This is a genomic window from Tautonia sp. JC769 (assembly GCF_040717455.1).
Classification (GTDB): domain Bacteria; phylum Planctomycetota; class Planctomycetia; order Isosphaerales; family Isosphaeraceae; genus Tautonia.
Genome location: NZ_JBFEFH010000032.1, coordinates 37,990 through 63,714 on the forward strand (window position 1 = coordinate 37,990; position 25,725 = coordinate 63,714).

17 protein-coding genes are annotated in these 25,725 nt (G+C 69.1%); 5 read left to right on the top strand and 12 right to left on the bottom strand.

The features are described from left to right. Window positions 1–149: 149 nt before the first annotated feature. The 11 genes from AB1L88_RS23360 to AB1L88_RS23410 form a co-directional block, all read right to left on the bottom strand. Window positions 150–1,811, bottom strand: coding sequence for an amidohydrolase family protein (locus AB1L88_RS23360; protein WP_367099109.1), 1,662 nt, complete (start codon window positions 1,809–1,811; stop codon window positions 150–152). After that, a complete protein-coding gene (locus tag AB1L88_RS23365; RefSeq protein ID WP_367099110.1) occupies window positions 1,798–3,075 on the bottom strand; it encodes an amidohydrolase family protein in 1,278 nt (425 codons plus the stop codon). The genes AB1L88_RS23360 and AB1L88_RS23365 overlap by 14 nt, the downstream gene beginning before the upstream one ends. A gap of 54 nt (window positions 3,076–3,129) precedes the next feature. Then, entirely contained in the window at window positions 3,130–4,374 is a 1,245-nt protein-coding gene (locus tag AB1L88_RS23370; RefSeq protein ID WP_367099111.1) for an amidohydrolase family protein, read from the bottom strand. Continuing rightward, window positions 4,374–7,151, bottom strand: coding sequence for an amidohydrolase family protein (locus tag AB1L88_RS23375; protein WP_367099112.1), 2,778 nt, complete (start codon window positions 7,149–7,151; stop codon window positions 4,374–4,376). The genes AB1L88_RS23370 and AB1L88_RS23375 overlap by 1 nt, the downstream gene beginning before the upstream one ends. Window positions 7,152–7,309: 158 nt before the next feature. Next, on the bottom strand, window positions 7,310–8,707 hold the full coding sequence (locus AB1L88_RS23380; protein ID WP_367099113.1) for an amidohydrolase family protein: 1,398 nt from the start codon (window positions 8,705–8,707) through the stop codon (window positions 7,310–7,312). A gap of 7 nt (window positions 8,708–8,714) precedes the next feature. Continuing rightward, a complete protein-coding gene (locus AB1L88_RS23385) occupies window positions 8,715–9,953 on the bottom strand; it encodes an amidohydrolase family protein (protein WP_367099114.1) in 1,239 nt (412 codons plus the stop codon). An 83-nt stretch (window positions 9,954–10,036) separates the two neighbouring features. Further along, on the bottom strand, window positions 10,037–12,733 hold the full coding sequence (locus AB1L88_RS23390) for an amidohydrolase family protein (protein ID WP_367099115.1): 2,697 nt from the start codon (window positions 12,731–12,733) through the stop codon (window positions 10,037–10,039). A 156-nt stretch (window positions 12,734–12,889) separates the two neighbouring features. Beyond that, window positions 12,890–17,707 (bottom strand): DUF3320 domain-containing protein, encoded by a 4,818-nt coding sequence (locus tag AB1L88_RS23395; RefSeq protein WP_367099116.1) that lies wholly within the window; start codon window positions 17,705–17,707, stop codon window positions 12,890–12,892. Window positions 17,708–17,839: 132 nt separating this feature from the next. After that, on the bottom strand, window positions 17,840–18,244 hold the full coding sequence (locus AB1L88_RS23400) for a hypothetical protein (protein ID WP_367099117.1): 405 nt from the start codon (window positions 18,242–18,244) through the stop codon (window positions 17,840–17,842). Next, window positions 18,241–18,681, bottom strand: a complete 441-nt coding sequence (locus AB1L88_RS23405; protein WP_367099118.1) for a cytidine deaminase — start codon at window positions 18,679–18,681, stop codon at window positions 18,241–18,243. Before AB1L88_RS23405 ends, AB1L88_RS23400 begins: the two co-directional genes overlap by 4 nt. 148 nt (window positions 18,682–18,829) lie before the next feature. Continuing rightward, a complete protein-coding gene (locus tag AB1L88_RS23410; protein ID WP_367099119.1) occupies window positions 18,830–20,617 on the bottom strand; it encodes an NADPH-dependent assimilatory sulfite reductase hemoprotein subunit in 1,788 nt (595 codons plus the stop codon). 300 nt (window positions 20,618–20,917) lie between these two features. Between AB1L88_RS23410 and AB1L88_RS23415 the strand changes: the two genes are divergently transcribed. From AB1L88_RS23415 to AB1L88_RS23435, 5 genes are all read left to right on the top strand, one after another. After that, window positions 20,918–21,409: a hypothetical protein gene (locus AB1L88_RS23415; RefSeq protein WP_367099120.1), complete on the top strand. Its 492-nt coding sequence runs from the start codon at window positions 20,918–20,920 to the stop codon at window positions 21,407–21,409. Between the two features lie 60 nt (window positions 21,410–21,469). Further along, window positions 21,470–21,970, top strand: a complete 501-nt coding sequence (locus AB1L88_RS23420; protein ID WP_367099121.1) for a DinB family protein — start codon at window positions 21,470–21,472, stop codon at window positions 21,968–21,970. 250 nt (window positions 21,971–22,220) lie between these two features. Continuing rightward, window positions 22,221–22,580: a translation initiation factor gene (locus tag AB1L88_RS23425; RefSeq protein ID WP_367099122.1), complete on the top strand. Its 360-nt coding sequence runs from the start codon at window positions 22,221–22,223 to the stop codon at window positions 22,578–22,580. Between the two features lie 7 nt (window positions 22,581–22,587). Beyond that, window positions 22,588–22,932: a hypothetical protein gene (locus AB1L88_RS23430; protein WP_367099123.1), complete on the top strand. Its 345-nt coding sequence runs from the start codon at window positions 22,588–22,590 to the stop codon at window positions 22,930–22,932. A gap of 697 nt (window positions 22,933–23,629) precedes the next feature. After that, window positions 23,630–24,571 (top strand): hypothetical protein, encoded by a 942-nt coding sequence (locus AB1L88_RS23435; RefSeq protein ID WP_367099124.1) that lies wholly within the window; start codon window positions 23,630–23,632, stop codon window positions 24,569–24,571. 29 nt (window positions 24,572–24,600) lie between these two features. Here AB1L88_RS23435 and AB1L88_RS23440 read toward each other — a convergent pair whose 3' ends face one another. Further along, window positions 24,601–25,689: an alpha/beta hydrolase-fold protein gene (locus tag AB1L88_RS23440; protein WP_367099125.1), complete on the bottom strand. Its 1,089-nt coding sequence runs from the start codon at window positions 25,687–25,689 to the stop codon at window positions 24,601–24,603. Window positions 25,690–25,725: the final 36 nt, after the last annotated feature.

The window sequence follows — 25,725 nt, forward strand, 5'->3', positions numbered from 1 at the left end:
GAGCCCCAGGGCTCCGGCACAACACGCAACGAACCATCGACACGGCATGTCAGGACCTCTCGGAATCGTGGGAGAGCCGTTTCGATTCCGAGGGTATCCATCCCTGACAGGGGTCGCAAGCGGAAGCCCTTGCAACCCCCTTTTCGTGGTTATCGACCGTTCCGCTCGAAGACCGGGTAGACGCGATCTTCGGCCCGTTGATACCGGACCTTCCCGTCGACAATCGCCGTCTCGACATACGTGCGATAATCGAGCGGGCCGCCATCCAGGATCAGCAGGTCGGCATCCTTCCCTGTTTCAATGCTGCCGATCCGGTCGTCCAGCCCGAGAATCCGGGCCGGGACGATGGTCAGCGCGGCCAGCGCGGTCGCCTCATCGGCACCGCCCCGCACGGCGAAGGCCGCTTCGAGCGGCAGGCTGGTCAGGTCGCGGCCCGCCAGGCCGTTCAGGCTGACCCCACTCGAGAGCGCCGTGACGGCAAACGCGACGGACGATTTCTGGAGGATCCCCGGCGTCTCGATCGACGTGCCGGTCGAGTCCTCCCGCCCCGGCTGCGGACGGCGGCGCGACCTGGGGGTCAGGACGACCGACACGCCGGCCTTGCCCAGTTCCTCGGCCACGACCCAGGCCTCGGAGGCCCCGTCGATCACCAGGCGATAATCCAGCTCTCGGGCGAGGGCCACCATGCTGCGAATGCCGTCGGCCGAATCCACCGCAATCCGCAGCGGGATCTCCTTCTTGACGAGCCGGATCAGGCCGTCGTCCACCGGCTTCCGGGGCTCCTTGATGTCCTTCTTCCCGGCCTCCTTGTCGGCCTCGTACTGCGCAAGCTCATCAAGATAGGTGCGAGCCTTCTTGATGTTCTCACGCCAGCTATACAGGTTGAACGGGCCCACCAGCGACGACGCGGGCAGGCTGTAGAACGGGTCCTCCGCCATCAGCATCCCCGAGAGCTCGCCGTAGGCCAGCTTGATGACCGCGTGGCTATTCGGCCTCGGTCGGACCGGCGAAGGGGGAGCGAGGGGCTCGGGGAGCGTCTCCATGACCGTGGCCGAGCAGTGCGCACAGGCTCCCGACCGATCGATCTCGCTGAAGAAGCGATCATCGAACGGCGACACCATTCCCGGGCCGTCCCCTCCGGCGAACAGGCCCAATGCCGCGTCGGATGCCTTGTCGTGATCGTCCCCATGCTCGGCAGCATGAGCAACCAGGTGATCGATCACATCTTGACCGATCTGCCCGTCGCGAGCCAGTTGCATCAGATCTTCGAGCGTCAGCTCGACCGGCCCGGGCGCTTCGGAATCGGGACCGCTTTCGAACCGGAAGCGGAACCCCGACGAACTGCCCACCTGCACTGCCCCGGCCGTGATCCCGGCACCGAGGCAGAATTTCATGTTTCGATCGAACGGATCAAGCGCATCGGCCACCTTGTTGTTATTGCCGATCGCCCGCGTGCGCACGGCCGGCCCCAGGCCCACCCCGCTCATGTCCAGCGTGATGAAGCCGGGGGTGATGACCTTGCCGGTGGCGTCGATCACCTCGGCGTCCTCGGGCACCTCGACCCCTTGACCAATTGCCTCGATTTTCCCGTCCTGCACGAGGATCGTCCCGCGGCGAATCGTCCCCTGCGTCACCGTCTCGATATCGCCCCCCACGATCGCGAGGACCGGGCCGGGAGCATCCTTTTTGGTCGCGGCGCCGGACTCGTCCGACGATTCCGACTGGGCGAAAACAGAACCCGACGTAGCCAGCACCAGCGTGATCGTGAGCGTGAGCGACGTTCTCTTGCGAAGGCAATCAATCGGTTTCATAAACAGTCTTCCCTTCGAGAATGACGGTGCGGAGGCGGCTGTACGGGTCGAACGGGTCGCCTTCGAAGATCAGGAGCGACGCGGATTTCCCCGGCTCGATCCGACCGAGCGAGTCTCCCTTGCCGATCAGGTCGGCCGGGCGGCTCGTCAGGGCCTTCAGGGCCTCGTCTCGGGGAAGGCCCGTGGCGATCAAGTAGGCGACATCGAACAACGGCGTGTCCTGTCCCGATTGGAGTGCGGCCCTGCTGAACCCCTGGGTGAAGGCCAGGTCGATGCCCCGTTCCTGCACGATCCGGGGCACGTTGATCCGGTCGCGATTCTGCGGCATCGTGTCGACGGTCGGGCGCAGCACCAGCGTCAGCCCCGGGCGATCGGCCAGTTGGTCGAGCGTCAACATCACATCGCGGCCCGAGGCAATCAGCGCGACCTGGACCTTGTCATCCTCCTTGATCGCCTCAAGCAGATATAGAATGGAGGCCGCGTTCCCGGCATCGACGATGAGCGGGGCCTTCCCCTCGACCACGGCTCGCCAGAGGTCTCGCGACGGGTTCGAGGACGACCCGGAACCCGATCCCGAGCCTTGCTGGCGAGAAGACCCCTGCTCGGAACCATTCCGGTCTGCACCTCTCTGTCCCTGGCCCGACGATCCGGAACCCCTCGCCCCTTCCAAACTTTCGCGCAGCAGGTCCAGCGTCGGGGTGCTGTTCGAGAGTGAGAGCATCAGCCGGCCCTCCCGCTCCAGGATGGCGGCGTCGGGATCGTCCGGCAGAATCCGCACCACGGCCGTCTGACCGTAATCGGGCGGCAGCAGATCCAGATAGGTCAACCCCGAGCGGAGCAAGGGTTCGAAGTTCGTGCGGTACGGGTCGAACAGGTCGGCCGCCTTCGAGAAGGAGGGGGCCCGGCTCGAGCTGGAACCGCCGATCGTGACCACCTGATTGCCGATGATGACCGTGCCCGAGCCCCCGCTCAGCGAGCCTCGCGCCGACAGGGCCGGCTCGACGATCCCGGGCATGATCGTCCGGCCCGACGCGTCGATCACCCGGGCCTCCTCGGGGATCGTCACCTCGTCCGGCGGCCCCACGGCCTCGATTTTCCCGTCGCGCAGGACGATCACGCCCGACTCGATCCGCCCGGCCTCGCCCACGGTCTCGATCGTCGCCCCTTTCAAGGCCAGCGGGCGGTCCTGGCCCCGGGTCGGGACGGGGAGGGCGGCCAGCACGAGGGCCGCCCCGAGCAGCGGGGCGAGGCGGTGGGATGTCACGGCTCGGGGCTCCGAAGGCATGGGAATCGGTCGGGTTGCGCTCGCCGGGAGCGATCAGTATCGACGACGGTCCTTCGCGATGTCGTAGATGACGCGGCCGTCGATCATCACCTGCGTCACGTAATTGCGCGGGTCGAGGATCGATCCGGTGCAGATCACCAGGTCGGCATCCTTGCCCGGCTCGATCGAACCGACCCGGTCGTCGATCATCAGGGCTTTGGCCGGCTCGATCGTGATCCCGCGGATCGCGTCCTCCTCGTTCCAGCCGTAGCGGACGGCCATGGCCGCCTGATACGCGAGGTCTTCCTGCGGGATGACGGGAGAGTCGGTATTCACGCCCAGGATGCCGATCCCGCGCTCGCTGTACTCGGCGACGATGCCGTGGATCTGCCCGTCGTCCGGGTCGAAGCGGAACCCGCGAGGCCCGGCCATCACGGGGATCTCCCGCTTCTGGATCTCCTCGGAGATCAGGTAGCCCTCGAACGTCCCGTGCCCGATCACCACCTTCAACTCCATCGCGTCGTGCAGCATCTCCAGCGTGGCCTGAATCCCCTGATAGCCTTGCGTGTGGACGAGGACCGGGATCTCGCGCCTGAAGAGGGGCTTGAAGTTTTCGAGCTTCAAGTCCAACTCGGGGGGTTCGGCGCGTTCGCCGGCGTCGTACTCGTCCCAGGCCCGGACGTACCGGCGGCCTTCTTCGAGCTGGTCGCGGATGATCCAGTTCATGCCCATCCGGCCGGAGCCGAGGGTGCCGTCTCGCCGCTCGGGATTGCCCCACTGGGCGATCTTCAGGACGCCGGGGAAGCGGACGAGCACCTCGTCCAGCGATCCCGGGCCGGCCTTGAGGATCGCGCCGAAGCCTCCCATGTTGGTGCCGCTGCCGGGGATGTAGCAGACGGTGGTCACGCCCCCCGCGATGCCGACCTTCAGGGCGTCGTTGTGCGGGATCACCTGATCGAGCGTGCGCAGGTCGGGGTTCGTCTGATAGACCATCTCGTTCAGGTCGCCCGAGCCGCCGATGTGGCAGTGGACCTCGACCAGGCCGGGCATGACGAACTTGTCGCCGCAGTCGATCACCTCGTAGTCGTCGGGCACCTCGATCTCGGACCGGGGGCCGACCGCCTCGATCTTGCCGTCCCGGACGAGGACCGTCCCATCGACGATCGGATCGCCCGCGCAGGTGATCACCTTGCCCGCATGCACCGCCACCCGGCGGCCTTCGGGGTCCTGGGCGGGCAGGGGACCGGCGGCAACCAGCAGGATGGCGACGATCGGGGCGAGTGGCACGAAGGGGAGCATCAACGTCCGTCCTCTCGGGAAAGGGAAACCCATGAGCCGTCGATCATCACGGCCAGCACGCGACTGGCGGGATCGAACGGCGGCCCGCTCCAGACCACCAGGTCGGCGTCGCGGCCGGGGGCGATGGTGCCGATCCGGTCCTCCAGCCCGAGGAACGCAGCCGGCGACGAGGAGAGCCCCGCCAGGGCGTCTCCCGTGCCCAGCCCGAGGCGGACCGCGTAGCGGACCGCCCGCGGAAGCGTGGCCGACCCGCTCCCCGCTTCCGACTGGAACCCGAAGGGGATGCCCTGGGTCGCGAGCACCTGGGCGAGGTTCACCGCCTCGCGATCGATCCGACGCACGAGGGTCGGCCCGAGGACGGCCGGCACGTCGGCGTCGGCCAGGAGGCCCGGATCCCGGAATGCGTCGTCGGCGCCGAGCAAGACGGTGTCGATCGCAAACTCCTCGCGAAACAGGTCCAGTGCCGCCCGGATCGTGTCGAGCGAGCCGACCTCGACCAGGGCCGGGATCTCCCCGGCAAACAGCGGGCGATACGGCTCGAGCGAGGCCACGGTGTTCGGCTTCTTGGGGGCTTTCGGCTCCTCGGGCAGGTCATCCGCGTCCGACTCGGCGGCGGGCTGCTCGTCATCCGATTCCGATTCATCCGCCGATTCGGCGTCCTCGTCGGGCTCGCCTTGAGGCCGGTCCTTGGTCTCGTCCTCGTCTTTGTCCTTGTCCTTGGCCTCGGGCGACTCCCCCGACTCCTCCTCGGAGTCGTCGTCGGATTGACCCGACTCCTTCGACTTCTCCTCCTCGTCCTTCTTCTTGCGGGCGTCTTCGGCCTTCTTGCGGGCCTCCTCCTGACGCTTCCTGGCGTCGAGGCGGGCCTTGGCCTCCTCATATTCTTTCTTCTTCGCCTCGTATTCGGCAAGGTCTGCCGCGTATTTCTCCCAGGAATCGGCGTACCCCTTGGCGCGCCGGAGGATCGACCGCAGGCTCGACGCGGAGGCCGTCGCGTTGCCGGAGAGGCGGAAGCGGAGGGCGACGGGGTCGCGCAGCACGGTCGGGGAATCCCCCAGCTTGAAGGCGACCACCGGGGCCGTCGGGAGGTCGCGGGGCCCGGTCAGGGCCGTCGTGATCCCCCCGCGGCGGGCCACCTCCACGGCCGGATCTCCCGAGACGAGGCGGTCGCCGAGCTTCGTGTCCATGCCCACGCTCGTCCGAGACGGGCCGCCCTGATCCCCGGACGACGAGTCCTCGTCGTCCGATCGCCCAGCAAAGCCCGAGGGCGGCCGGGACGACACGGACAGGGGGCCGCCCAGGCCCAGGTCGGTCGCCAGGTCGATCAGGCCGGGAGTCACCACGGCGCCGTCGAAGGTGAACGTCTCCGCGTCGATCGGGGCCGACACGTCAGGCCCGACCCCTTTGATCCTGCCGTCCTGGACCACGATCGAGGCGTCTACCAGCTCCGAGCCGTCCCCGACCTGCACGGCCGAGGCTCGGATGACGATCGCCTTCGGTTCGGCATCGGCCGACCAGGCCCGACGGCCGGAGACGTAGACCTCGCGGACCTGGGCATGCAGGTCGAACGGGTCGGCCGACAGGACGGCGAAATCGGCGTCCTTGCCCGGGGCGAGCGTCCCGACGCGGTCGGCCACGCCGAGCAACTCGGCCGGGCTCGCCGTGACCATCCGCAAGACCTGCTCGTCGCTGAAGCCCCCGGCCGCGAATTGCGAGGCCAGGAAGAGCAGCTCGTTCAGGTCGGCGTCCGTCGACGGGACGACCGCCACGCGGATCCCGGCCTCGACCAGGGCCTCGGCGTCTTCCCAGGGTTCGCGAGGCTCGGGGGCGTCGGGGTCGGGCAAGGGCAGCTCGGCAATCTGCCCCGGCCGCGCCCGGGGGTCGAGCACGACGGCATCCACCGTCTCGGCCCAGGAGTCGAGCCGGTCGAGCCAGGGGCGCAGGTCGTTCGGCCCGACGAGCACCAGCTTCAGGTCGAAGGCCCCGGCCAGGCCCAGCGCCGCCCGAATCTCGGCCGCCCCGGGGGCGGACACCCGCAGGCGAGCGGTGTCGGCCAAGGCCTCGGCCAGCGGATCGAGCAGGGGGTCGGTCCCGGCGTCAGGCCGCTCGGCCCGGGCGGCCTCGATCAGCGATCGCAGGCCCGCGACGGCCCCGGCCAGGCTGGAGGCGAGCTGCGGCTGCGTCGGATCGACCGGGCGATCCCGCGCCGCCAGGCGAGGGGGAGGCTCGTAGATCCGGGGCGGATTCAGGGCCTCGGGCGCGAGCACGACCCGGAGATCCCCCTCCGCGTCCAGGGTCCGGGCCTCGGTGTCGACCCCGGCCAGCTTCACCACGGCCCCCCGGCCGGGCATCAATCGGTTGCGGCCGGGGCTGAGCTGGACGGTCGTCACGCCCCCCGACAGAGGGCCGTCGAAGTCGGCGAAGGGGTCGAAACCGTCGATCGCCCGCACGCCGGGCGTCAGGGCCCGTTCGTCATCACCCGAGACCGCCCCGAGGCCCGACTCGGCCGCGACCAGGCCCGGGATCACCACCGCCGACGAGCCGAGATCCACCCGCCGAGCGGTTTCCGGCACCTCCACCTCCGTGCGGGGCCCGACCGCGACGATCCGGCCCTCGCTTACCAGCAAGACCGCATCGACGATCGGCGGCCCCTCCCCGGTCCAGAGCCTCGCCGCCCGGTACGCGACGACCTCGGCGGCCGAGGCCCTGGCATTGGCCGGATGGCCGAGCTGGAGGAGGAGCAACGGGGCCAGGAGCAGAAGAAGGCGTGCGCGCATGGTGCGTTGGCTCGGGATCGGTGACGGTTCGTCGTGCTTCGAGCACATCAACCGAGGGGGATTGATTCGGGGTGTCTCGTGCGAATCGGGCCGCCGGTCCCGGTCGCACCCCGCGAGCGCCTGCCGGGAGAGGGGCGGCCCATCGGCCAACCCTTCGTTCATTCCGGGGCCGACGGCTCCTCGTCGGGGAAGAGCAGGGCCTTCATCCGGGTATCGTCCTCGCGACGGTAAACGACCTTGCCGTCGATGATCGTGGCGTCGACCCAGGTGCCGAGCTTCAGGGGCTCGCCGCTCAGGATCACCAGGTCGGCATCCTTGCCCGGCTCGATGGAACCGACGAACGAATCGACGCCGATCAACCGGGCCGGCCGCAGGGTCAGCGCCTCGAGCGCCTCGTCCATCGGCATCCCGTACTTGACCGCCGTGGCCGCCTGGTACCAGAGCAGGCTCGGGCCGAGCGTCGAGGCCGAAGACAGCGACGAGCCGGAGGTCTGGAACGTGATCGGCACCCCCGCCTCGCGATAGAGCCGGGGCAGGACAATCTGGTCGTCCCGATCGGTCCTCGGGTCGGTCTCCCAGAAGACCAGCTCGGGATCGAGGATGACCGGCTCCTCCCTCCCGGCCAGCAGGCCGATGGCCTTGTGGCAGTCGCGTCCCAGGATCAGGGTCGCCTTCATGCCGTAGTCGTCGATCAGCTTCAACGCGTGCGGCACGTCCATGGCCTGCTCGCAGTAGAGGAAGGCGGGCAATTCCCCCTTGAGCAGGCGGACCATCGCCTCGCGCTGGGCGTCGGGTGCGGCGTCGTCCGAGGGCGATTCCTCGTCCGATTCGCCCCCGTCCGCCTCCTCGTCCTCGTCCTGGGCGGCCTTCGGCTCGCCCTCCGATCCCTGGCCCTCGGCCTCGTCGTCGGGCGATTCGGGCTCCGCCTCCTTGGCCTTCTCGTCGAGCGAGGCCATGTAGCGTTTCGTCTCGTCCAGTTCGCGGCGGAGCCGGGCCAGGTGGCTCATCCGGCTCGTGCTGCCCGCGGGCCGCAGCGAGAGCTTCAACCCGGCGTCTCGCTTCAGGACCATGTCCTCGGCGAACGTGCCCGAGGTCTTCACGACGGCCGACTTGCCGCCGAACATGGTGCTGTTGCCGGGGATCGCATGGACGGCGGTCACGCCGTTGCGCCGGGCCTCCTCGAAGTAGATCGCGTTCGGGTCGACCGCGTCCACGACCGTCACGAACGGCACGTTCGGGTTCACCTCGTTCGGCTGCACGAGCGGCTCGGGGCTATGCGGCTCGACGAAGCCGGGCAAGACCACCTTGCCGCTCGCGTCGATCACCCGGGCCTCGATCGGGATCTCCAGATCCGTGCCGACGGCCTGGATCGTGCCGTCCCGGATCAGGATGATCCCGTCGTCGATCGGCTCGCCGACGATCGGGATGATCCGCCCCCCCTTGATTGCCAGTTGCTCCTGCGCCGAGGCCCCCACCGCCGGGAGCACGGCCAGCACCAGGGCCAGCGCCAAACCACGCCTCAACCCACCCAATCGCTGCGTCGTCGCCATGACCATGACAGGTTCAATCCTCCTCCGAGGGCTTCGGGCGGGGGAATTGGACGACGCCGTCGACCATCACCCAGCGCACGGGGGTCGTGAATTCCAAGGGGTCGCCCTCCAGGGCCACCAGGTCGGCCGCCTTGCCCACGGCGATCGACCCCAGGCGATCGGCCACGCCGAGCACCCTGGCCGGCCCGATCGTGATCGCCTTCAGGGCCTCCTCCTCCGGCAGGCCGAACCGCGCGGCGAACCGGGCCTGCTCCAGCAGGTCGCCCCCGGACAGGGCGACCGCCACGCCGGCCTCGTGCAGCACGCCGGCCGTGTTCCAGGCCAGTTCGGTCCGCTCAGGGCCATACGGCCCATTGATCCGCAGCGGGCCGAGCACCACCGGCACGCCGGTCGCCGCCAGCGGCCCGGCCACCTTGTACGCTTCCTGCCCGCCCAGGATGATCGGCGCGTAGCCGAACTCGCCGGCCAGCCGAAGCACGGTCAAGATATCGTAATCGGTCCGGCTGATGGCCAGGACCGACCGCCTCCCCTGAATCACGTCGCGCAAGGGTTCGTACGGGTCGGCCTCGACCGGCAGGGTCGTGTCCAGATCCGGCTCGGCCCCACGCGAGGCGCGGTTGAGCGCCTCGCGGAGCATCGCCACCACCCCCATCCGGTTCGTCGGCTGGCGGACATAGATCGAGTCGGGCCGGGTCCGCGACCGGTTCCGCGAGGCCGGATCGGAGGCGACGGTCACCACCAGCGCCGCCTCGGCCTCGACCACCCGCCGCGAGCCGGCCGTCTTGACCACCGGGGCCATCCCCGGCACCACGTTCTCGCTCAGCGGGATGAAGGCCCCGGCGGTCGTGCCCCCGGCCAGCGCCTCGACGAACGACCGCGACGACCAGTCGATCGCCGGCAAGGGGTTGAACCTCGGCGTGATCTCGCGCGTCACCTCGACCGAAGGGCCGGTGACACCTCCCGGCAGATCCACGTCCACGAAGCCGGGGAGCAGGGTCGTCCCCTCTCCCAGGTCGAGCACCTCGGCCCCCTCGGGGGCCTCGATCGACGCCCCCACCCCGGCGATCACCCCGCCCGAGACCAGGACCGCGCCGGGGGCGAACGTCTCGCCCTCGACCGTCACCACCGATCCGGCCCGGATGAGCACGTCGCCGTCGTCTCCCGCCGCGGCCGCCGGCCCGACCGCAAGCAGCACCAGCGGCGCGGCCGCGGCGACCCATGCTCGGATTCTCAGGTGAAGTGATCGACTCATGGTGCGGCTCGACTCGGGGAGGGGCAAGCCCTGGCCTGCCCGACGGTCCTGGAAACGCTCAAGCATGATTTTGCAGCATCGCATCAAGGGGCGATCTCGCCATCGACCACCACCGCCAGGGGCCGGCTCGACAGGTCGATCGGCGAGTCGTCCCAGACCACGAAATCGGCCGGGCTGCCCGCGTCCCAGCAGGACCCGGGCTCGTCGAAGTCGGCCGGATTCGCGATCGCAAGCGCCCGAATCGCGGCCGCCCTCGGCAGGCCGGCCGCCACCATCGATGCGGCCGCGAGCCGCAGGCCCTCGGGGTCGTCGGCCGAGAAGAGGAGCCCGGCCCCGGCCTCGACCGCCTCGCAAACGCTCGCCCAGCGGCGCGATCGCTCCGGCCCGGGGGGCATCGGCCGCACGACCAGGACCAGGCCCGGGCCTTCGCCCGCCAGCCGGGCGACCCGATCGGCCTGCTCCTCGATCGCGCCGGGGCCGACCAGGGCGACGCAGCTCCCCAGCTCCTCGGCCAGGTCGAGCGCCAACGCAACCTCGGTCGCCTCGCCGACCTCGATGAACGCCCCGCACCGGCCGTCCCGGAGCGCGGCGGCCCGCTCGCGTCGCGTCGCGTCGAGCCGGTCGATCGCCGGCCCGGTCAGGTAATAATCGAGCGATCGGCGGGCGTCCTGATCCGCCTCATCCTGCGTGCCGAGGAATTGCCGGATCAATGCGTACTGGCCCGGCAGGCTCACCGGGAACCGCTCCAGGTTCCTCGACGCCTCCGAGAGCACCAGATTCATCCCGATGATCGGCTCCACCACCGGATCGACTGCCCCGAGTCGCACCGCCCCCACGGCCCCGCCAATCACGTTGCCCGAGCCCGGTGCGAACCCGGCCCGCAAGACGCCCCCCCGGACCATCTCCCGGACGGACCGGCCGGTCGGGTCGAACGCATCCACCGCCCTCAGGAACCCGGCATCGGCCCCGGCCGATTCGGCGACCGCCCGACCCTGGCCGAGGGTGCTATGGGCCGTCAGCAAGCCGGGGGTCACGGTCGCGTCCCCGACGTCGAAGACCGGGATGTCGTCCCCGGCATCGACCGCCTCACCGCTGGCCTCGATCCGCCCCTCGACCACGAGCAAGGCCCCCGGCCCGGTCGTCCCGTCGTCGTTCAGCAGGCGGCGCGTCTGCAGGACGTACCGGCCCGGCAAGCGATCGGGCAGGTCGAGATCCACCACCGTCGCCAGGTCGTCCTCCGCCGGCGTCGCGTCCTCGTCCCGGACGACGACCTCCCCGCCGGAGAGCACCAGGGCGACGGCGGTCGACGGGTCGATCGGGTCGCCCGCGAAGGCGACGAGGTCGGCCCGCTTCCCCTCGGCAATCGTCCCCAGCTCGTCGGCCAGGCCGAGCACCTCGGCCGCCCCGGCGGTCAGGGCCCGCAAGACCTGATCACGCGGCACGCCCCGGGCGACGGCCGCCGCGGCATGGGCGCGGAGCAGGGCCGAATCGCTCGGCCGATCGCCGTAGGTGCCGATCGCCCACCGGCTGTCCTCGGCCGGGAGTCCCGCCGGCCAGGAGCGGTCGCGGTCGCGGCGATACGACGGCCTCCCCCCCGATTCGAGGATCGGCCCGAGCACCATCGGCGTCCGCGACTTGACCAGCCCCTCTCGGGCCGATCGCGGCTCGCTCAGCCCCTCCACAATCAGCTTCAGGTCGAATTCCTTCGCCAGCGCGACCGCGTTGTTCAGGTCGTCCTCGCGGTGGACCTCGATCCGAAGCGGCACCTCTCCCGTGAGCAGTTTGACGAGGAACTCCTTCGTCTCATCCCGCTCCGGCTCCTTCGGAGGCCCGTCGGCCTTCGCGTCCTTCTCGGCCTCCTTCGACTCTTCCTCGTCCTCCTTGGCGGGCGTCTCGCCTTCGTCGTCGTCCTCCTCGTCCTCGTCTTGCCTGGGACGCGTCCCCGAACTACCCTCGTCGTCGTCGTCCTCCTCCTTCGACTCGTCCTTCTCCGGCTCAGGCTGATCGCCGGATTCGTCGTCCTCCTCGCCTTTCTCCTCGGCCTCCTTTTCGGCCTTCTCCTTGGCCTCCTTTTCGGCCTTCTCCTTGGCCTCGTTGTACTTGGCGAGGGCCTTCTCGTAGGTTTCCCACTCCTCCTTGTACCGCTTCACGCCGTCGAGGGTCCGCTTGAGCTGCTCGAACTGCTGATAGCGGAGCACCGAATTGCCCGACGCGTTGTTCACGCCGAGCGCCGCCTGGACGAAGGCATCCCCCTTGATCGTCAGGTCCTCGACCGTCCCGCCGGGGCCGACGCGGAGCACCGCCCCCCGGCCCCCGAGCCGCCCCGAGTTGCTCGGCTGGACGGCCACCGCCGTCACCCCCGATCGGGCCACGTCGTGCCAGTCCTCCGCGAACGGGTCGACCCCGTCGAGGATGTCGAGCGCCCCGTCGTTGCCGCCGTCGCGTTGGGTCGCGGCGGGCAGCCAGAGGACGCTCCTCGCGTCGATCAGGCCCGGCGTCACGGTCAGGCCCGACACGTCGATCCGCTCGGCCCCCTCGGGAATCTCGACCGCCTCGCCGACGGCCTCGATCCGGCCGTCCCGGACGAGGATCGTCCCCTCGATCGTCCCGGCCTCGGCCTGCGTCACCAATCGCCCGCCGACGAGGGCAATCGCCCTCGACCCGCCGGAGCGGGCGTCGGCCTCGGCGTCGCCCCCTTCCTCCGCGCGGGCCTCGCGGAGCCGGGGCATCATCATCAGCGACGCGAGAACCAGGGGAAGCGCAAGGCGCAGCATCATCATCGGCATCGTGTGAAACCGGGTCCGCGATGACCAAAGCGGCGGTGCGTCTCGGGAAGGAGAGGAGGGACTCGACCGCACCGGTTCGTTTGAACTTCTCTCCTTATTATCATAGCGACCCGTCGAGACCGGATGGGAAGCTTTTTCTACCCATTTTCGTCAAAATGCCTGATCAGCCGACGCCGAACCGTCCTCCTCCTCAGCTCGAGACGGCGGATTCGGCGAGTCCGAGGTCCCCGATTTCCCCTCGTCTCGGGCCGTTTCGGCCGCGATCACGAGCCTGTTTCCTTGCCGAATCAGGCGACCCGACTCGATCAGCCCCCCGACGACCGAGGCCACCCGACCCCGCATCTCGTCGGTCGTCCTCGGGAAGCCGAGCAGCCGGCAGACGGCGGCCGGCAGGTCGTCGGGCGCAACCCGGATCGCGTCCGCCACCACCCGCTCGGCGGCGGCCGCCACCTCCTCGGCCGCAACAAATTCGAGGCGTCGCGAGCCGCTCGGCAAGCCCGATCGGTCACGCGGCTGCGGCCGATCGAGGGCGGCGGGCCAGAGGAACGCCCCCTTCCTCCGGATCGCCCCGCCGTCGCGGAACGGGGCCGAGGCCGCCCGCTCGATCGCCTCCTTCGGCTTCCCCGCCAGCCGCTTCAGGCCGATCGCGTCGGCAATCCGTCGCACCACCTCCGCCTCGTGCACCGGCCCCTCGACCCGGACGACCTCCGCCACCCAGGCCGCGAGCCGATCCCCCGCCAGGTCCATCGGATCGACCGGCTCGCTTCCCAGGTCGAGCGCGGCGACCTGATACGGCGGCAGGGCGGGCACGTCCACGCCGTCCTCGCCCAGGTCCTCTCTGGCGATCGACGCGGCGCGCGGGACCGAGGGCAGCTCGACCCGATCGGCCGAGTCGGCCTCGATCTCCGCCACCAACCCGGCCAGGGTCCCCGACGGGTCGTGCCACCAGTCGGCCGACCAGACCTGCGCCAGCCGCCAGCCGAGCCCCCGGAGGACCGCCGGGCGGATGCGGTCGCGGTCCCTCGCCGACCGCGGCGCGGCGTAAGACGGCCCGTCGCAGAGGATCCCGAGCCGGTACCGCCCCGGGTCGTCCCGATCGACCACCGCCAGATCCACCCGCGATTCGGCCGATCCCAGCGCCCGGGCCACCTCGTACCCTTCCTGCTCGATCGCCTGCGCCAGCACGTCCTCAAATGTCGAAAGCGAGGCCGAGCGGTCGGGCGACCCGTCCATCCCGTCGAAACTCCCCCGCTCGGCGAAATGCAGGAACGTCCGCAGCGAGGCCACCCCCCGGGCCGTCGATCGCCCCCGGTCCAGATCGCTCGACCGCAGGTTCGTGAACACCTCGCAGCGCAGGCGGGCCCTGGTAATCAGCACATTGAGCCGACGCTCCCCCCCCTCGCCGTTCAGGGGGCCGAAATTCATCGACACCCGCCCCTCCGCATCGCGCCCATAACCGACGCTGATGAACATGGCATCGCGTTCGTCCCCTTGCACGCTTTCCAGGTTCTTGACGAAGAACGGCTCGACCCCCCCTTCGGCGAAGTAGTCCTCGCACGACGGGTCGTCACGCCGCAGGCGTTCCAGCCGCCGGGTAATGGCCTCGGCCTGCGCGGCGCTGAACGCGGCCACTCCGAGGGTCAACCGCCGGTCGTCCGGGGCCGCCAGTTGGGCGCGGGCGAAGTCCATCACCGCCGAGGCCACGGCGGCGGCCTCCTCCGGATTGGTCCGCGACCCGCCCCGGTCGTACACCGTCTCGGGCAGGTGCCGCAGGACGAGGCCCCGTTCCGATCGGTCCCCCTCGGGTCCCGGGAAGACGATCAACCGGCCGTCGTAGAACTCCCGGTTCGACACGGCAATCAAGGACTCGTGCCGACTCCGGTAATGCCAGCGGAGCATCCGCCGCGCCGCCCCTTGCGCCAAAAACAAACCCAGCACACTTTCGAGCGCCTCCGACGCCGACGCCAGCCGTTCCTCGTCCTCGTCCGTCCCCTCGTCGCCGGCCGTCAGGCGGTCGAAGAAGGTGGTGGGGGGCAACTGGCGATCATCCCCCACGACGATCGCCTGACGGCCCCGCAGCAGGGCCCCGAGCGCATCGACCGGACGCACCTGGCTCGCCTCGTCGAAGACCACCAGGTCGAACCCGAGCTGCCCCGGCTCCAGGTACGCGGCGACCGAGAGCGGGCTCATCAGGAACACCGGCTTGACCGCCTGCACCGCCCGGCCGGCCTGCGAGAACAGGACCCGCAACGGCAGGTGCCTCGTCTTCTTCTCCAGCTCCCGACGCAGGACGGCCAGGTCGCCCGCCAGTGCCTGCCGCCTGGGCAACCGCTCCCAGTGCTCGGCCGCCGCCCAGGCCCGGTTGTGCCCGAGCACGCTCACATCGACCGCCGCGAACCGCCGCGCGATCGCCTCGTGATCCCCCCCCGAGAACCCCGCCAAGGCCGGCCGCTCCCGGGCGGCGCGATCAATCAACGTTTCAGCCCACCGCACCCGGAATGCCGTCGCCAAAAGACGAGGGGCCTCCTGCCAGGCCTTCGCCGCCTCGACAACAGCCCCCAGCCCTTCCTCTCGGCACGACGCCGCCCTCTGGTTCACCAAGGCGACCGCGTGCAACCGCTCGGCCCGATGGCTGGTGCCTTCGATCCGATCGCGCACCTCGTCAAACGAATCGTCATCCCCTTGCGCACGATCCATGCCCGCGAAATCGGCCAGCCGATCCAGCGCGACCCGCTGCGCATCGAGCGCATCCCGCACCCGGGCCGCCGGCCCCGAGGCCCGCCTCATCGCCTCCTCATCCGCGATCGCCTCGATCGCCCCCCCCGGCAGCCGATCGTCTCGCACGGCTTCCCGCACCCGGCGGGCGAAGCGCGCGACCTCGATCAACTCCGCAAACGACGACTCCTCCCGCTTCCATCGCTGCCCGAACAAATGAGCCGCCAGGCACGCGTGACCCTCGATCGGTCCCCGCAGCCGCTGCGCCTCGATCACGGCATCCACCAGGGTCATCGCGTCCGCGTTCGACCGCGGCGGCTCCCCCCGGCAGAGCATCGCGACCCGGAACCGGGCCCGCCGATACGACCCCGAGAACCACCGCCACCAGCGACGGCCCGCCGTGTTCAAGGTCGCCCGCGTCTCGACCAGGTCGCGATCCCACGCCTCCGACATCAATCGCGCATCGAACCGTTCATGCAAGGCGTTCAGGGCCGACCCGGCCTCGAGCAGGGCATCCAGCTCGGCGGCCCACGCCTCCCAGCCCGAATCGTCGAGCGGCAACGGGGCCGAACCCGCCGCCCGGCCCGGGGGCATCGCCGCCTCGACCAAGGCCGAGGCCCCGGCCCGGTCGATCGGGCTTGCCACGCCCAGCGCCTCGGCCAGCTCCGCCGCAGCCGCCTCCAGGGCGTCCGTCGCCTCGTGCGCCGCAGCCGCCAGGCGGGCCAGCTCGGCCCGATCAGACGGCGTCCACGACGTCCGAGACGACCATTTCACCGCCTGAACATCTTCGGACGCATTCGCGGCGGCCAGCCGGGCCTGGAGCTGCTCGACGAGCAGCTCCTTCGCCTGGAATTCCGGCCCCGACCAGTCGGCCATCCCCGGCACGTCGATCGGCGGCGGGACCGCCTCGCCCATCGCCGCCCGCTCGCGCAGCAAGATCCCGGCCGCGTCGTGCGGGCTGATCCCGCTGGCGCCGATCGGCGTGTTGACCGCCTCGGCCACGGTGTTGAGCCGGTTGCGCAGGTCGGCCAGGACCTTCGCGTCTTCCTCGGCCGCCCCCACCTTCGGCCGGCCCAGTTGCAGGGTCCGCCGCAGGTCATCCAGCACGTCTCGCTTGCGCGTGCGGTTGCTGTGCAGCTCCAGGCAGGCCGCCCCCAGCCCCACGGCATCAAGCCGTCGATGCACCACCTCCAGCGCCGCCGCCTTCTCGGCCACGAACAGGACCGTCCGCCCCCGGCCGACGGCATCGGCGATCACATTCGCAATCGTCTGGCTTTTGCCCGTCCCCGGAGGTCCCTGGATCACCAGGTTCCTCCCCTGACTCGCATCGACCAGGGCGAGCATCTGCGAGCCGTCCGCGTCGAGCACCGGCCGCACGTCGAGCGGACCCAATCGGGCATCCAGATGCTCGTCGTCGTCGATCGTCGCCTCGGCCGCCTCGATCCCCTCACCCAGCAATCCCGAGACCACCGGATGCCCCGACGGCCCCGACCCTTCCGGCCACCGGCTCGCCTCCAGATCCCGGTACATGAGCAACCGACTGAACGAGAAGAACCCGAGTGCCACCGCGTCTCGATCGACGTTCCAGCCCTTTTCCCGGGCCACGGCCGCATCCACCGCGTCGAAGTAAGCGATCGGGTCGAGGTCGTCGGCCCCCGGGATCTCGGGCAGTTCGATCCCGAACCCGGCCCGCAGCCGCTCGGCCAGCGAGAGATTCGTGCCGAAGTCCTCCCCCGTGAATCGCACCCGGAACCGGTCCCGGGCGTTCGCCCGGCTCAGCGCCACGGGCAGCAAAATCAACGGCGCCCGTACCTTCCGACCGTTCTGCTCCTCCGACCAGTTGAGCATCCCCAGGGCCAGGAAGAGCGTGTTGACCCCCATCTCCTCGACCGACGTCCGCGCCGCCGCGTCGATCGCAAGTAAACGGTCCTGGAGCTGATCCTCCGGCACGTCGGTCTGAAGTTTCAGGTCGCTCGGGTCGATCGGCGGCAACTCCAGCACGCCGTTCCCCTCGACCGCTTCCCCCTCCGCGACTTCAACAGGCTCCTCGACCCGTTCCAAGGCCGGCTCGAACGTCATCCGCTTGCCGTCGCGCAGCAGGATCCGCACGATCTCCGCGGGCGATTCCCCGAGGATCGTCAGCCCTCGCCGCCTCGCGCGATAGTTCAACAGCGGATTGCGCAAGCTCAGGTCAAGCAAGGCGCGCCGGTCGGCGTCGAGCCGCTCGGCAATCAGGGCAGGGGACACACTCATGCGTCGTCTCGGTCGCTTGCAGTCATTCGAGCGTCAATCACGCCGCCCAGGGAGGGGGGCCGGTCCCGATGCCTCGGGCCCGAGGCCGCCTGATTGTAACGACCGCCCGGCCCCTCGTCCGACTCCCGAGCCTCAGAACACGACAGCCGCCTTCTCGTACAGGATCAGGGTCATCAGGGTCCCGACCGTGGCCACGATCATCCCCAGGCCGAACAGGAGCGGCCCGAGCATCTCGCCCTTCACCCCGAGCCACCGCAGGTACGCTTCCACCACCGGGCCGGCACAGAAGCACAGATTCGCTCCCAGGGCGCCGAGGACCAGCAACTCGCAGAACTCGGCCTCCGTCATCCATTGCCACCTGTCCATCCCGATGACAATCCCCATCACCTCGACCACCAGGACGAGGTTGTAGAGCACCCGCCACCGCTCCCAGCGGGCCATGAACGCCAGGTCGGGCTCACCGCCAGGGTCGGAGGCGACTCTCCTGGCCGGCGTCCCGGGCGCCGCGTAAACATTCTCGTCGTCAGGGATGCTCATGCAAGCGGTCGTTTCGGATCGTCGGCAGGATCGAGCGACCTCGGCCCGAAGGCCCCCGGCAAGAGCTCGGGAAGCCTCGCCCGCAGCCGATCCGGCCCCTCGCAGACGCTGATGATCTCCGCCCCCGGCCCGAACTCGTGGATCACCTGCCGACACGCCCCGCACGGGGCCGTCGGCGTCGCGGTCGGCGTGAACACGACCACCGCGCGGATCGCCGTCATCCCCTGCGCCACGGCGGCGAAGATCGCGTTCCGCTCGGCGCAGCTCGTCAATCCGTACGACGCATTCTCCACGTTGCACCCGCCGACGATCGCCCCGTCCTCGCCCAGCACCGCCGCGCCGACGCGGAACCGGCTGTACGGGCAATATGCCGCTTCGCTCGCCCGGCGAGCCGCGTCGACCATGGTCCGGAGCGTCTGGTCATCGACGGTCATCATGGGACCTCCCCTCCCGGTTGGCAGGCCCCTCATCCTATCGCGAGCAAACCCCGCGTGAGAAGATCTCGCGCAGAGCCGGGGAGTCGCGGCGAGAACACCGCACCCTCTCCTCCGAATCTCCGCGCGAGAACCTCCGAACTCATCCCCCTCACGCCTGCGTCGCTTCCTCCGCCGTCGCCGTCTCGGCCGCCAGCGCCTCGACCCCGACACGGTCGCAGAAGTCGCCGAAGGCTTCGCCCGGCCGTCGATCGGCCTTGAAGCGGGAGAAGACGGGGACCAGTTCGTCGACGATCTTCTCCAGCGGCACGTAATCCTTGAAGACCGTGTTCAGCCGGTCCCCCTGCACCCGGCCGCCGAGGAAAATCGTGTACGTCCCCGGCCCGGGAGAGCCGTCGGGGTTCTTCGAGGCCCCCCGGCCCACCAGGCCGATGTCGCAATTATACGGCCGGGCGCACCCGTTCGGGCAGCCGGTCATGTGCACCGCGTAGCGTTCCCCTTCCAGCCCGAGGCGGCCCATCGCCTCCTCGAACCGGTCCATGACCGAGGGCAAGACCCGCTCCGACTCCGTCACCGCCAGGCCGCAGGTCGGCAGGGCCGGGCAGGCCATCGCCCAGCGCCGGACGGTCGAGGTCTGCTCGACCGAGGCAATCCCGTATTCCTCGAGCCAGGCGTTGACCTCGTCCTTGCGATCGGCGGGGATGTCGATGAGCAGGATCGACTGCAAGCAGGTCAGTCGCGCCGGGGTCCCGTATTTCTCGAAGTAGGCCCGCAGGCCGCTGGCCATCCGCACCGACCCCTCATCCTTGATCCGGCCGTTCTCGACCGGAATCCCGAGGAACCAGCGCCCGTCCCCTTGCTCGTGCCAGCCCATGTGGTCGTCCACCTCGTTCACCGTGATCGGCTTCGAGGGGGCCAGCGGCTCGCCGAGGTATTCCTCCACCTTCGCCTTGAAGGCGTCGATCCCCCAGTCGTAGATCACGTACTTCAAGCGGGCCCGCTTGCGGTCGGACCGATCGCCGAAGTCGCGCTGCACCTTCACCACGGCCTCGCCGACCCGCAACACCTCCGACCGCGGCACGTAGCACAGATCCACCGCCACGGCCGGGAACGTCTTCTTCGCGCTCGGCGTGGTGCCCATCCCGCCGCCGACGACCACGTTGTAGCCGACGAGTTCGCCGTCCTCGACCACGGCGATGTAGCCGAGGTCGTTGGCGTACACGTCCGTGCAATTGTCCTCGGGCAGGGCGAACGCGGTCTTGAACTTCCGCGGCATGTAGAACTTGCCGTAGATCGGCTCGACCGCGTCGTCGCCGGGCGTCGGCACCAAAGGCGGCTGGGGCTTCGGCGCGTCGGGGTTCTCGATCTTCTCGCCGTCGAGCCAGATGTCCCAGTAGCTCGACGACCGGGGGCTCAGGTGCGCGGCCAGCTGCAGCAGGTCCTCCTGCATCTGGTCGCGGACGGTGCCGTGGAACGGGGCCGGGCAGCTCAGGATATTCCGCTCGACGTCGCCGCAGGCGGCCAACGTATCAAGCAGGGTCTCATTGACCTTGCGAACGGTCGCCTTCAAATCCTGCTTCAGGATCCCGTGGAGCTGGAACTCCTGCCGGGTCGTGATCCGCAGCGTCTCATTCCCGACCGTCCGGGCCAGCTCGTCGCAGGCCAGATACTGCCTCGCGTTGATCCGGCCGCCCGGGATCCGCACGCGGACCATGAACGAGTAGGCCACTTCCTGCTTCTCGCGACGCCGCTGCACCCGCACGTCCCGGTCGTCTTGCTGATACGAGCCGTGGAACTTGAGGACCTGCATCGCCGGTTCGCTGATCGAGTTGCCCCCGGCATTCACCTCGTCAATCAGCGGGAGCTTCAGGTACTGGCTCTCCAGCTTCAAGGTCTCCGCCTTGCTCTGCTTCGGTGCGCCGTTGCCGCCGGTACTCACGAGGCCCCTCCATCCCTCTTCGGTGCGAACACTCTCCGAGATCGCCGCCTCACTCACTCGAAAGACGCCAATCTTCAGTAGTTTCATGAACAACGTGAACAATGCCCATTCTAGTGCGATCGGCCCGTCGGATCAATCGCACTTGGCTCGCCTGTTGATTTCGCGCCCGGATCGTCTCCCCGTCCCCGGTCCGCGTGCTTCGATCGCTGGGAACTGTGCCGCCCAATCGGTACACTGGGAGGCCGCAATCCGGAGGACCGGCCCCGGCCTCGTCACGGTGTTTCGACCAAGGATGACGCGATGAGATCCTACCGGCTCGAAGGCCCCAAGCCGGCCCGGATGTACGAGGTCATCCTGCCGAAAAAGCTGGGCTATTTCGGCAAGATCGAGGAGGTGCTCGAAGACCTCTTCAACGAGGACGCCATCCGATCCGTCCCCTACGTCCGCACCCTCATCGCCGAGGCCCGCCGCCGCGGCCCCGATTTCGACGAGGAGCAGTGGATCCGCACCCTCTGCCAGGCCTCCCGCGGCTACTCGATCTACGAGATGGACGGGCGCTACCTCTCGGCCGACGGCCCGATCGACGAGCGGGTCCTCGTCTTCCGCTTCATCTTCCACAACCCGATCGACACCCTCGACCCCCGCACCGACGTCCTCGCCGCCTCCCTCGAAGTCGTCAACTACCTCGTCGCCCACCGCTTCGCCGAGGAGCTGGGGGTCGAGGAGGAAATCTGGTTCCTCGAATACACCGAGCCCCGCCTGGCCATCTGGCGCAAAGAAGTCGACCCCTGATCGAGCACGAACCCTCCCCCCTTGCCTCGCCGACGACCCGAATCTCCCGGAGCCCGCATCGTGACGCTTGCCAGCCTGATCGACCACTATGAGAAGGGCGGCCCCTTGCTCGCCTACGCCACGTCGAGCCTCTCGCGCGAGCAGGAGACCGCCCGGCCCGGCCCCGGCGCCTGGAGCCTCGCCGAGCTGGCCATCCACCTGCTCGACAGCGACCTCGTCGCCGGCGACCGCATCAAGCGCATGATCGCCGAGGAGTCGCCGACCCTGCTCGCCTACGACGAGAACGCCTGGTGCTCCCGGCTCGACTACCAGTCCCTCCCCGTCGAAGAAGCCGTCAGCATGTTCGTCGCCAACCGCCGCTGGATCGCCCACATCCTCCGATCGCTCCCCGAATCCGACTTCGCCCGATCCGGCAACCACACCGAACGCGGCCGGATCACCCTCGCCGACCTCGTCCGCGGCGCCGTCGGCCACCTCGACCACCACCTCGCCTTCCTCTACGCCAAGCGCGGCAACCTCGGCGTCTCCATCTACCCGCGCTATCGCATGGTCCCCGAGTGATCCTCCCCCTTCGGGACGAGCAAGGTTCCCGATCTCCAGAGAAGAACGAGGGAGCGCAGAAAGAGAACGTTGAGCCACGGATGAAACACGGACAAATCTCAAGAACATTTGTTCTTTCATAGACTCAACTGTTCCGATCCGGTTCTTTCTGCTCACTTCTCTCTCTTACCTCTTCTCATCCGTGTTTCCATCCGTGTTTCATCCGTGTTTCATCCGTGGCTCAAAACCTCCCTCTCTCGGAGTCCCCCTCATGGGCCGCCTCTTCGCCGGGACGCAATGGGACCGCCCCCCTCGCTGCGAGCGCTGCGGTGCCCTCGAATCGGAATGCACCTGCCCCCCCGCCGAGCCTCCCGCCCCGGAGCGCATCGACCCAGCTCGCCAGACCGCCCGCATCCGGGTCGAGAAGCGGCCGAAGGGGAAATCCGTCACCACCGTCCGCGGCCTCGACCCGACCGGGAACGACCTGACCGCCCTGGCCGCGCAGCTCAAGACCGCCATCGGCGGCGGCGGCACCGTCAAGGACGACGGCACGATCGAGATCCAGGGCAGCCACCTCGACCGCGTCGAGTCCCTCCTCGCCTCGATCGGCTACAAGACCAAACGCGGCTGAACCCCCAATGCTCAACTCCCTCACCCTTGCCCGCCTGACCGCCGCGTTGCTTGCCCTCGTCGTGCTCGCCTGGCAGGTCGGCAACGCCGCGGCCGGCCGCTTCGTCCACCCGTTCCTGGTCGCCGACCTGATCGTCTCCGCCTGGCTCCTGCTCGCCGCCTCCTGGCCGAACCCTCGCCCCGCCTCCCTCGCGCTTCTCCCCGGCTTCGGCGCGATGCTCGGCGTCTTCCTCTCCGCCGTCACCGCCCGCCTGCTCGCCGGCCACCTCGACCCCGGCACCCTCGCCGCCGCCGTCGGCATCCTCCCCTGCCTCTCAGGCATGGTGCTCGCAGGCCGATCCGCCTCGCGATGATGCCGCATGGAATCCCGACTGCTTGCATTTGCCGCGCTTGGCTGGCACACTCTGCCGAGCATCGTTCGAACTGCTTGTCTGGAGACCGGGACCGATTTCGCCGTCCTGGCGTTTCCCTTCCGTCTCACTTGCTCACCCTTGAGGCGTCAGACCCGTTCAACCTTCGTCCCCTCCGTGACCGAGAAGCAAGCGTCCGTTCACGGCTTCAAGGCGAAGGTGGACCGCATGTTCAACCCTCGCCCCCTCCGGGGGAGAGGGTGGCCGTAGACCCGGTGGGGAGGCTGCGACAAGACGCGAAGCTCGACTCCGAACGCCGGTCCCCGTCTCCCCGCTCACTCTCGGAGAGACGGGCACAGCCGCAGATCGACGTTTCCTGGCGACCGAACTGTCCCAACCTTCGCCCCCTCCGGGGGAGAGGGTGGCCGCAGGCCGGGTGAGGGGGACCTGGCGGACGTGCCGAGCCTTGCGATCCGGACGGGGGCCCCTCACCCCGGCCCTCTCCCCGCGGGCGGGGAGAGGGGGACAGGAGCCTCCGCGAGCAGAAGTCTGCCTCCCCACTGCCTCTCTCTGTCTACTGCCTACTGCTCCGGTGGCCGTCAGGCCGGTTGCGGGGGAGCCCGCACAATCCATCGGCAAGGGCACACGGATACCGACCAGGCAAAGCTTTTTCAATCAAGAACATCGAGATCAATCACTGATGTCACATTCCATTCGAGTCGTACCCATTGCGATCTTACTGGTCGTCGGCGTCTTGGTCGTGAGCGTCACCAAGCTGGTGCTCCAGCCCGAGCCCTTCCTCTCCGCGGTCCGATCCTCCGTCCTCTCCGACACGGGCAATCCCCCCACCGCGCACCTGCTCTACACAACCCCACCCGATCCCTTCGAGCAATCTCCCGAGGACCGACAACCGACCCAGCTCCAATTCCAGAATCAGCTTCAGCTCATGACCAGCGATCGAGTCCTGTCCGCGGCACTCCTCGATCGAACGATCGGCTCCCTGGACCTGTTCAACGACGCGGAAGATCCCGTCCAGGTCCTCCGCGACCACCTCAAGATTCGACGCGTCGACGAGTCCTCATTGCTCATCGAGATTTCCGCCCACGGACTCCCCCAGCCCCAGGGCGCCCGCGTCGTCAACACAGTCGTCGACGAATTCATCAAGCTCGACATCGAACTCACCCTTGCCAGATCACGTGCAATCCTCGAACGGCTCGAAGCCTCCCGATCCGAACTGGGCACGCTGCTTCAATCGCATTTCGATGAGCTTACGCGGTACGAACAATTCTCGCTCTCAGCGGACGGCCCCAGCGTGTCCCGCTCCGCGATCGAGGCGGAATTGCTCGACTGCCTGGCCCAGCTCCGCCGCGTCCGGCTCGATCGCGCAGCGCTGCCGCCCGATGCCGACCCGGACGCCCTGGCCCCGATCGACCGCCAGGAGGCCGAACTGCTCGCCGAACGCGATCGCCTGGCCAAGCTCAATCTCCGCGCCAACCTCGACGCCCCACGTCGGGTGATGCTCCAAGGCTCCATCGACCAGTTGCTCGAACTCCGCTCCCAGGTCGAAGCATCCCTCTGGCGCGAGCAGCTCCTCGACAAGAACCCCCGACCGCCCTGGACCGTCATTTCGCCGGCGGAATAACCCGCCGCCGCGGCCCCATCAACCACCCCTCACGGCCCCGGGGCCAGCATCCAGGGGCCGGTCGGGGGCAAGAGGTACTGGCCGAGGAAGCGGTAGGCGTCTTCCTGATTCTCGCGGAAGTAATGGATGTTGTGCGACGCCAGGGGGTCGGTCACCAGCTCGACATGCACCCCGCGCGAGGCCGCCAGCCAGGCGAACGACAGGGCGTGCGCATCGAAGTTCCAGTTGTCCCGGCCGCCGAAGTGGCAGAAGATCGCCAGCTCGCCCGGACGGAGGCCGCTCGTGAACAGCAAATCCGCCGGATTCAGGGCCCGCAGGTAATCATTCACCTCCGGGCCGTCGCCGAACAGCGGGCCGATATATTTCGACGCCCGGGTCCGTCGCAGGCCGAACGAGAACACCCCGTACACCTCGTCCGGGTCGTACGACTCCTTCCAGCGGTACGTCTCGGGGTTGAACTCCGAGCGCGGCCCGCTCGGCCGGATGTCGTCGTACCGCACGTTGACCGGCGAGGCCAGGGTCGCCACCGAGCCGAACAGATCCCGCCGCCGCATGGCGATGCTCATCCCGCCGAACCCGCCGCCCGAGAGCCCGAGGATCCCGTGCGCCTCCCGCTCCGGCCGGATCGAGTACCGCGTCATCACGAACGGGAGCACCTCGTCGACCAGGTGGTCCTCGAACCGCCCGACCCGGCTATTCACGAAGAGCGAGTGCACCGCGCCGGTCCGGTTCTCGCCGTCGGCCGTGGCGTCGGGGGCGGCGACCACCACCGGCGGCATCTCCCCGCGTTCGATCATCCGGTCGAGCCGCAGCAACGCCGGGGTGCCGACGAACACGTGTTCATCCACATACCCCATATGCAGCCAGAAGATGACCGGATACTGCCGCCTCGGGTCGTAGCCCGGGGGCGTGTAGACGTACAGGTCGCGCGATCGGCCCAGGATCGGCGAATAAATCCGCCGGTCCTCGCCGTGATTCTGCGTGTAGTCGTCCACGTGGCCGGCGAGCCGGTGGTTGAGCCACTTGAGGTTCGTGAGGTTGTAATACTGCCCGTCCGCCGGTGCCGAGCCGAGCAGCAACAGCACCAGCGCCGCAATCGGCCCTCGCCAGCCTCGCATGGTGAACCTCGCCCTTTGTTCTCTCGAGTCCGGAGC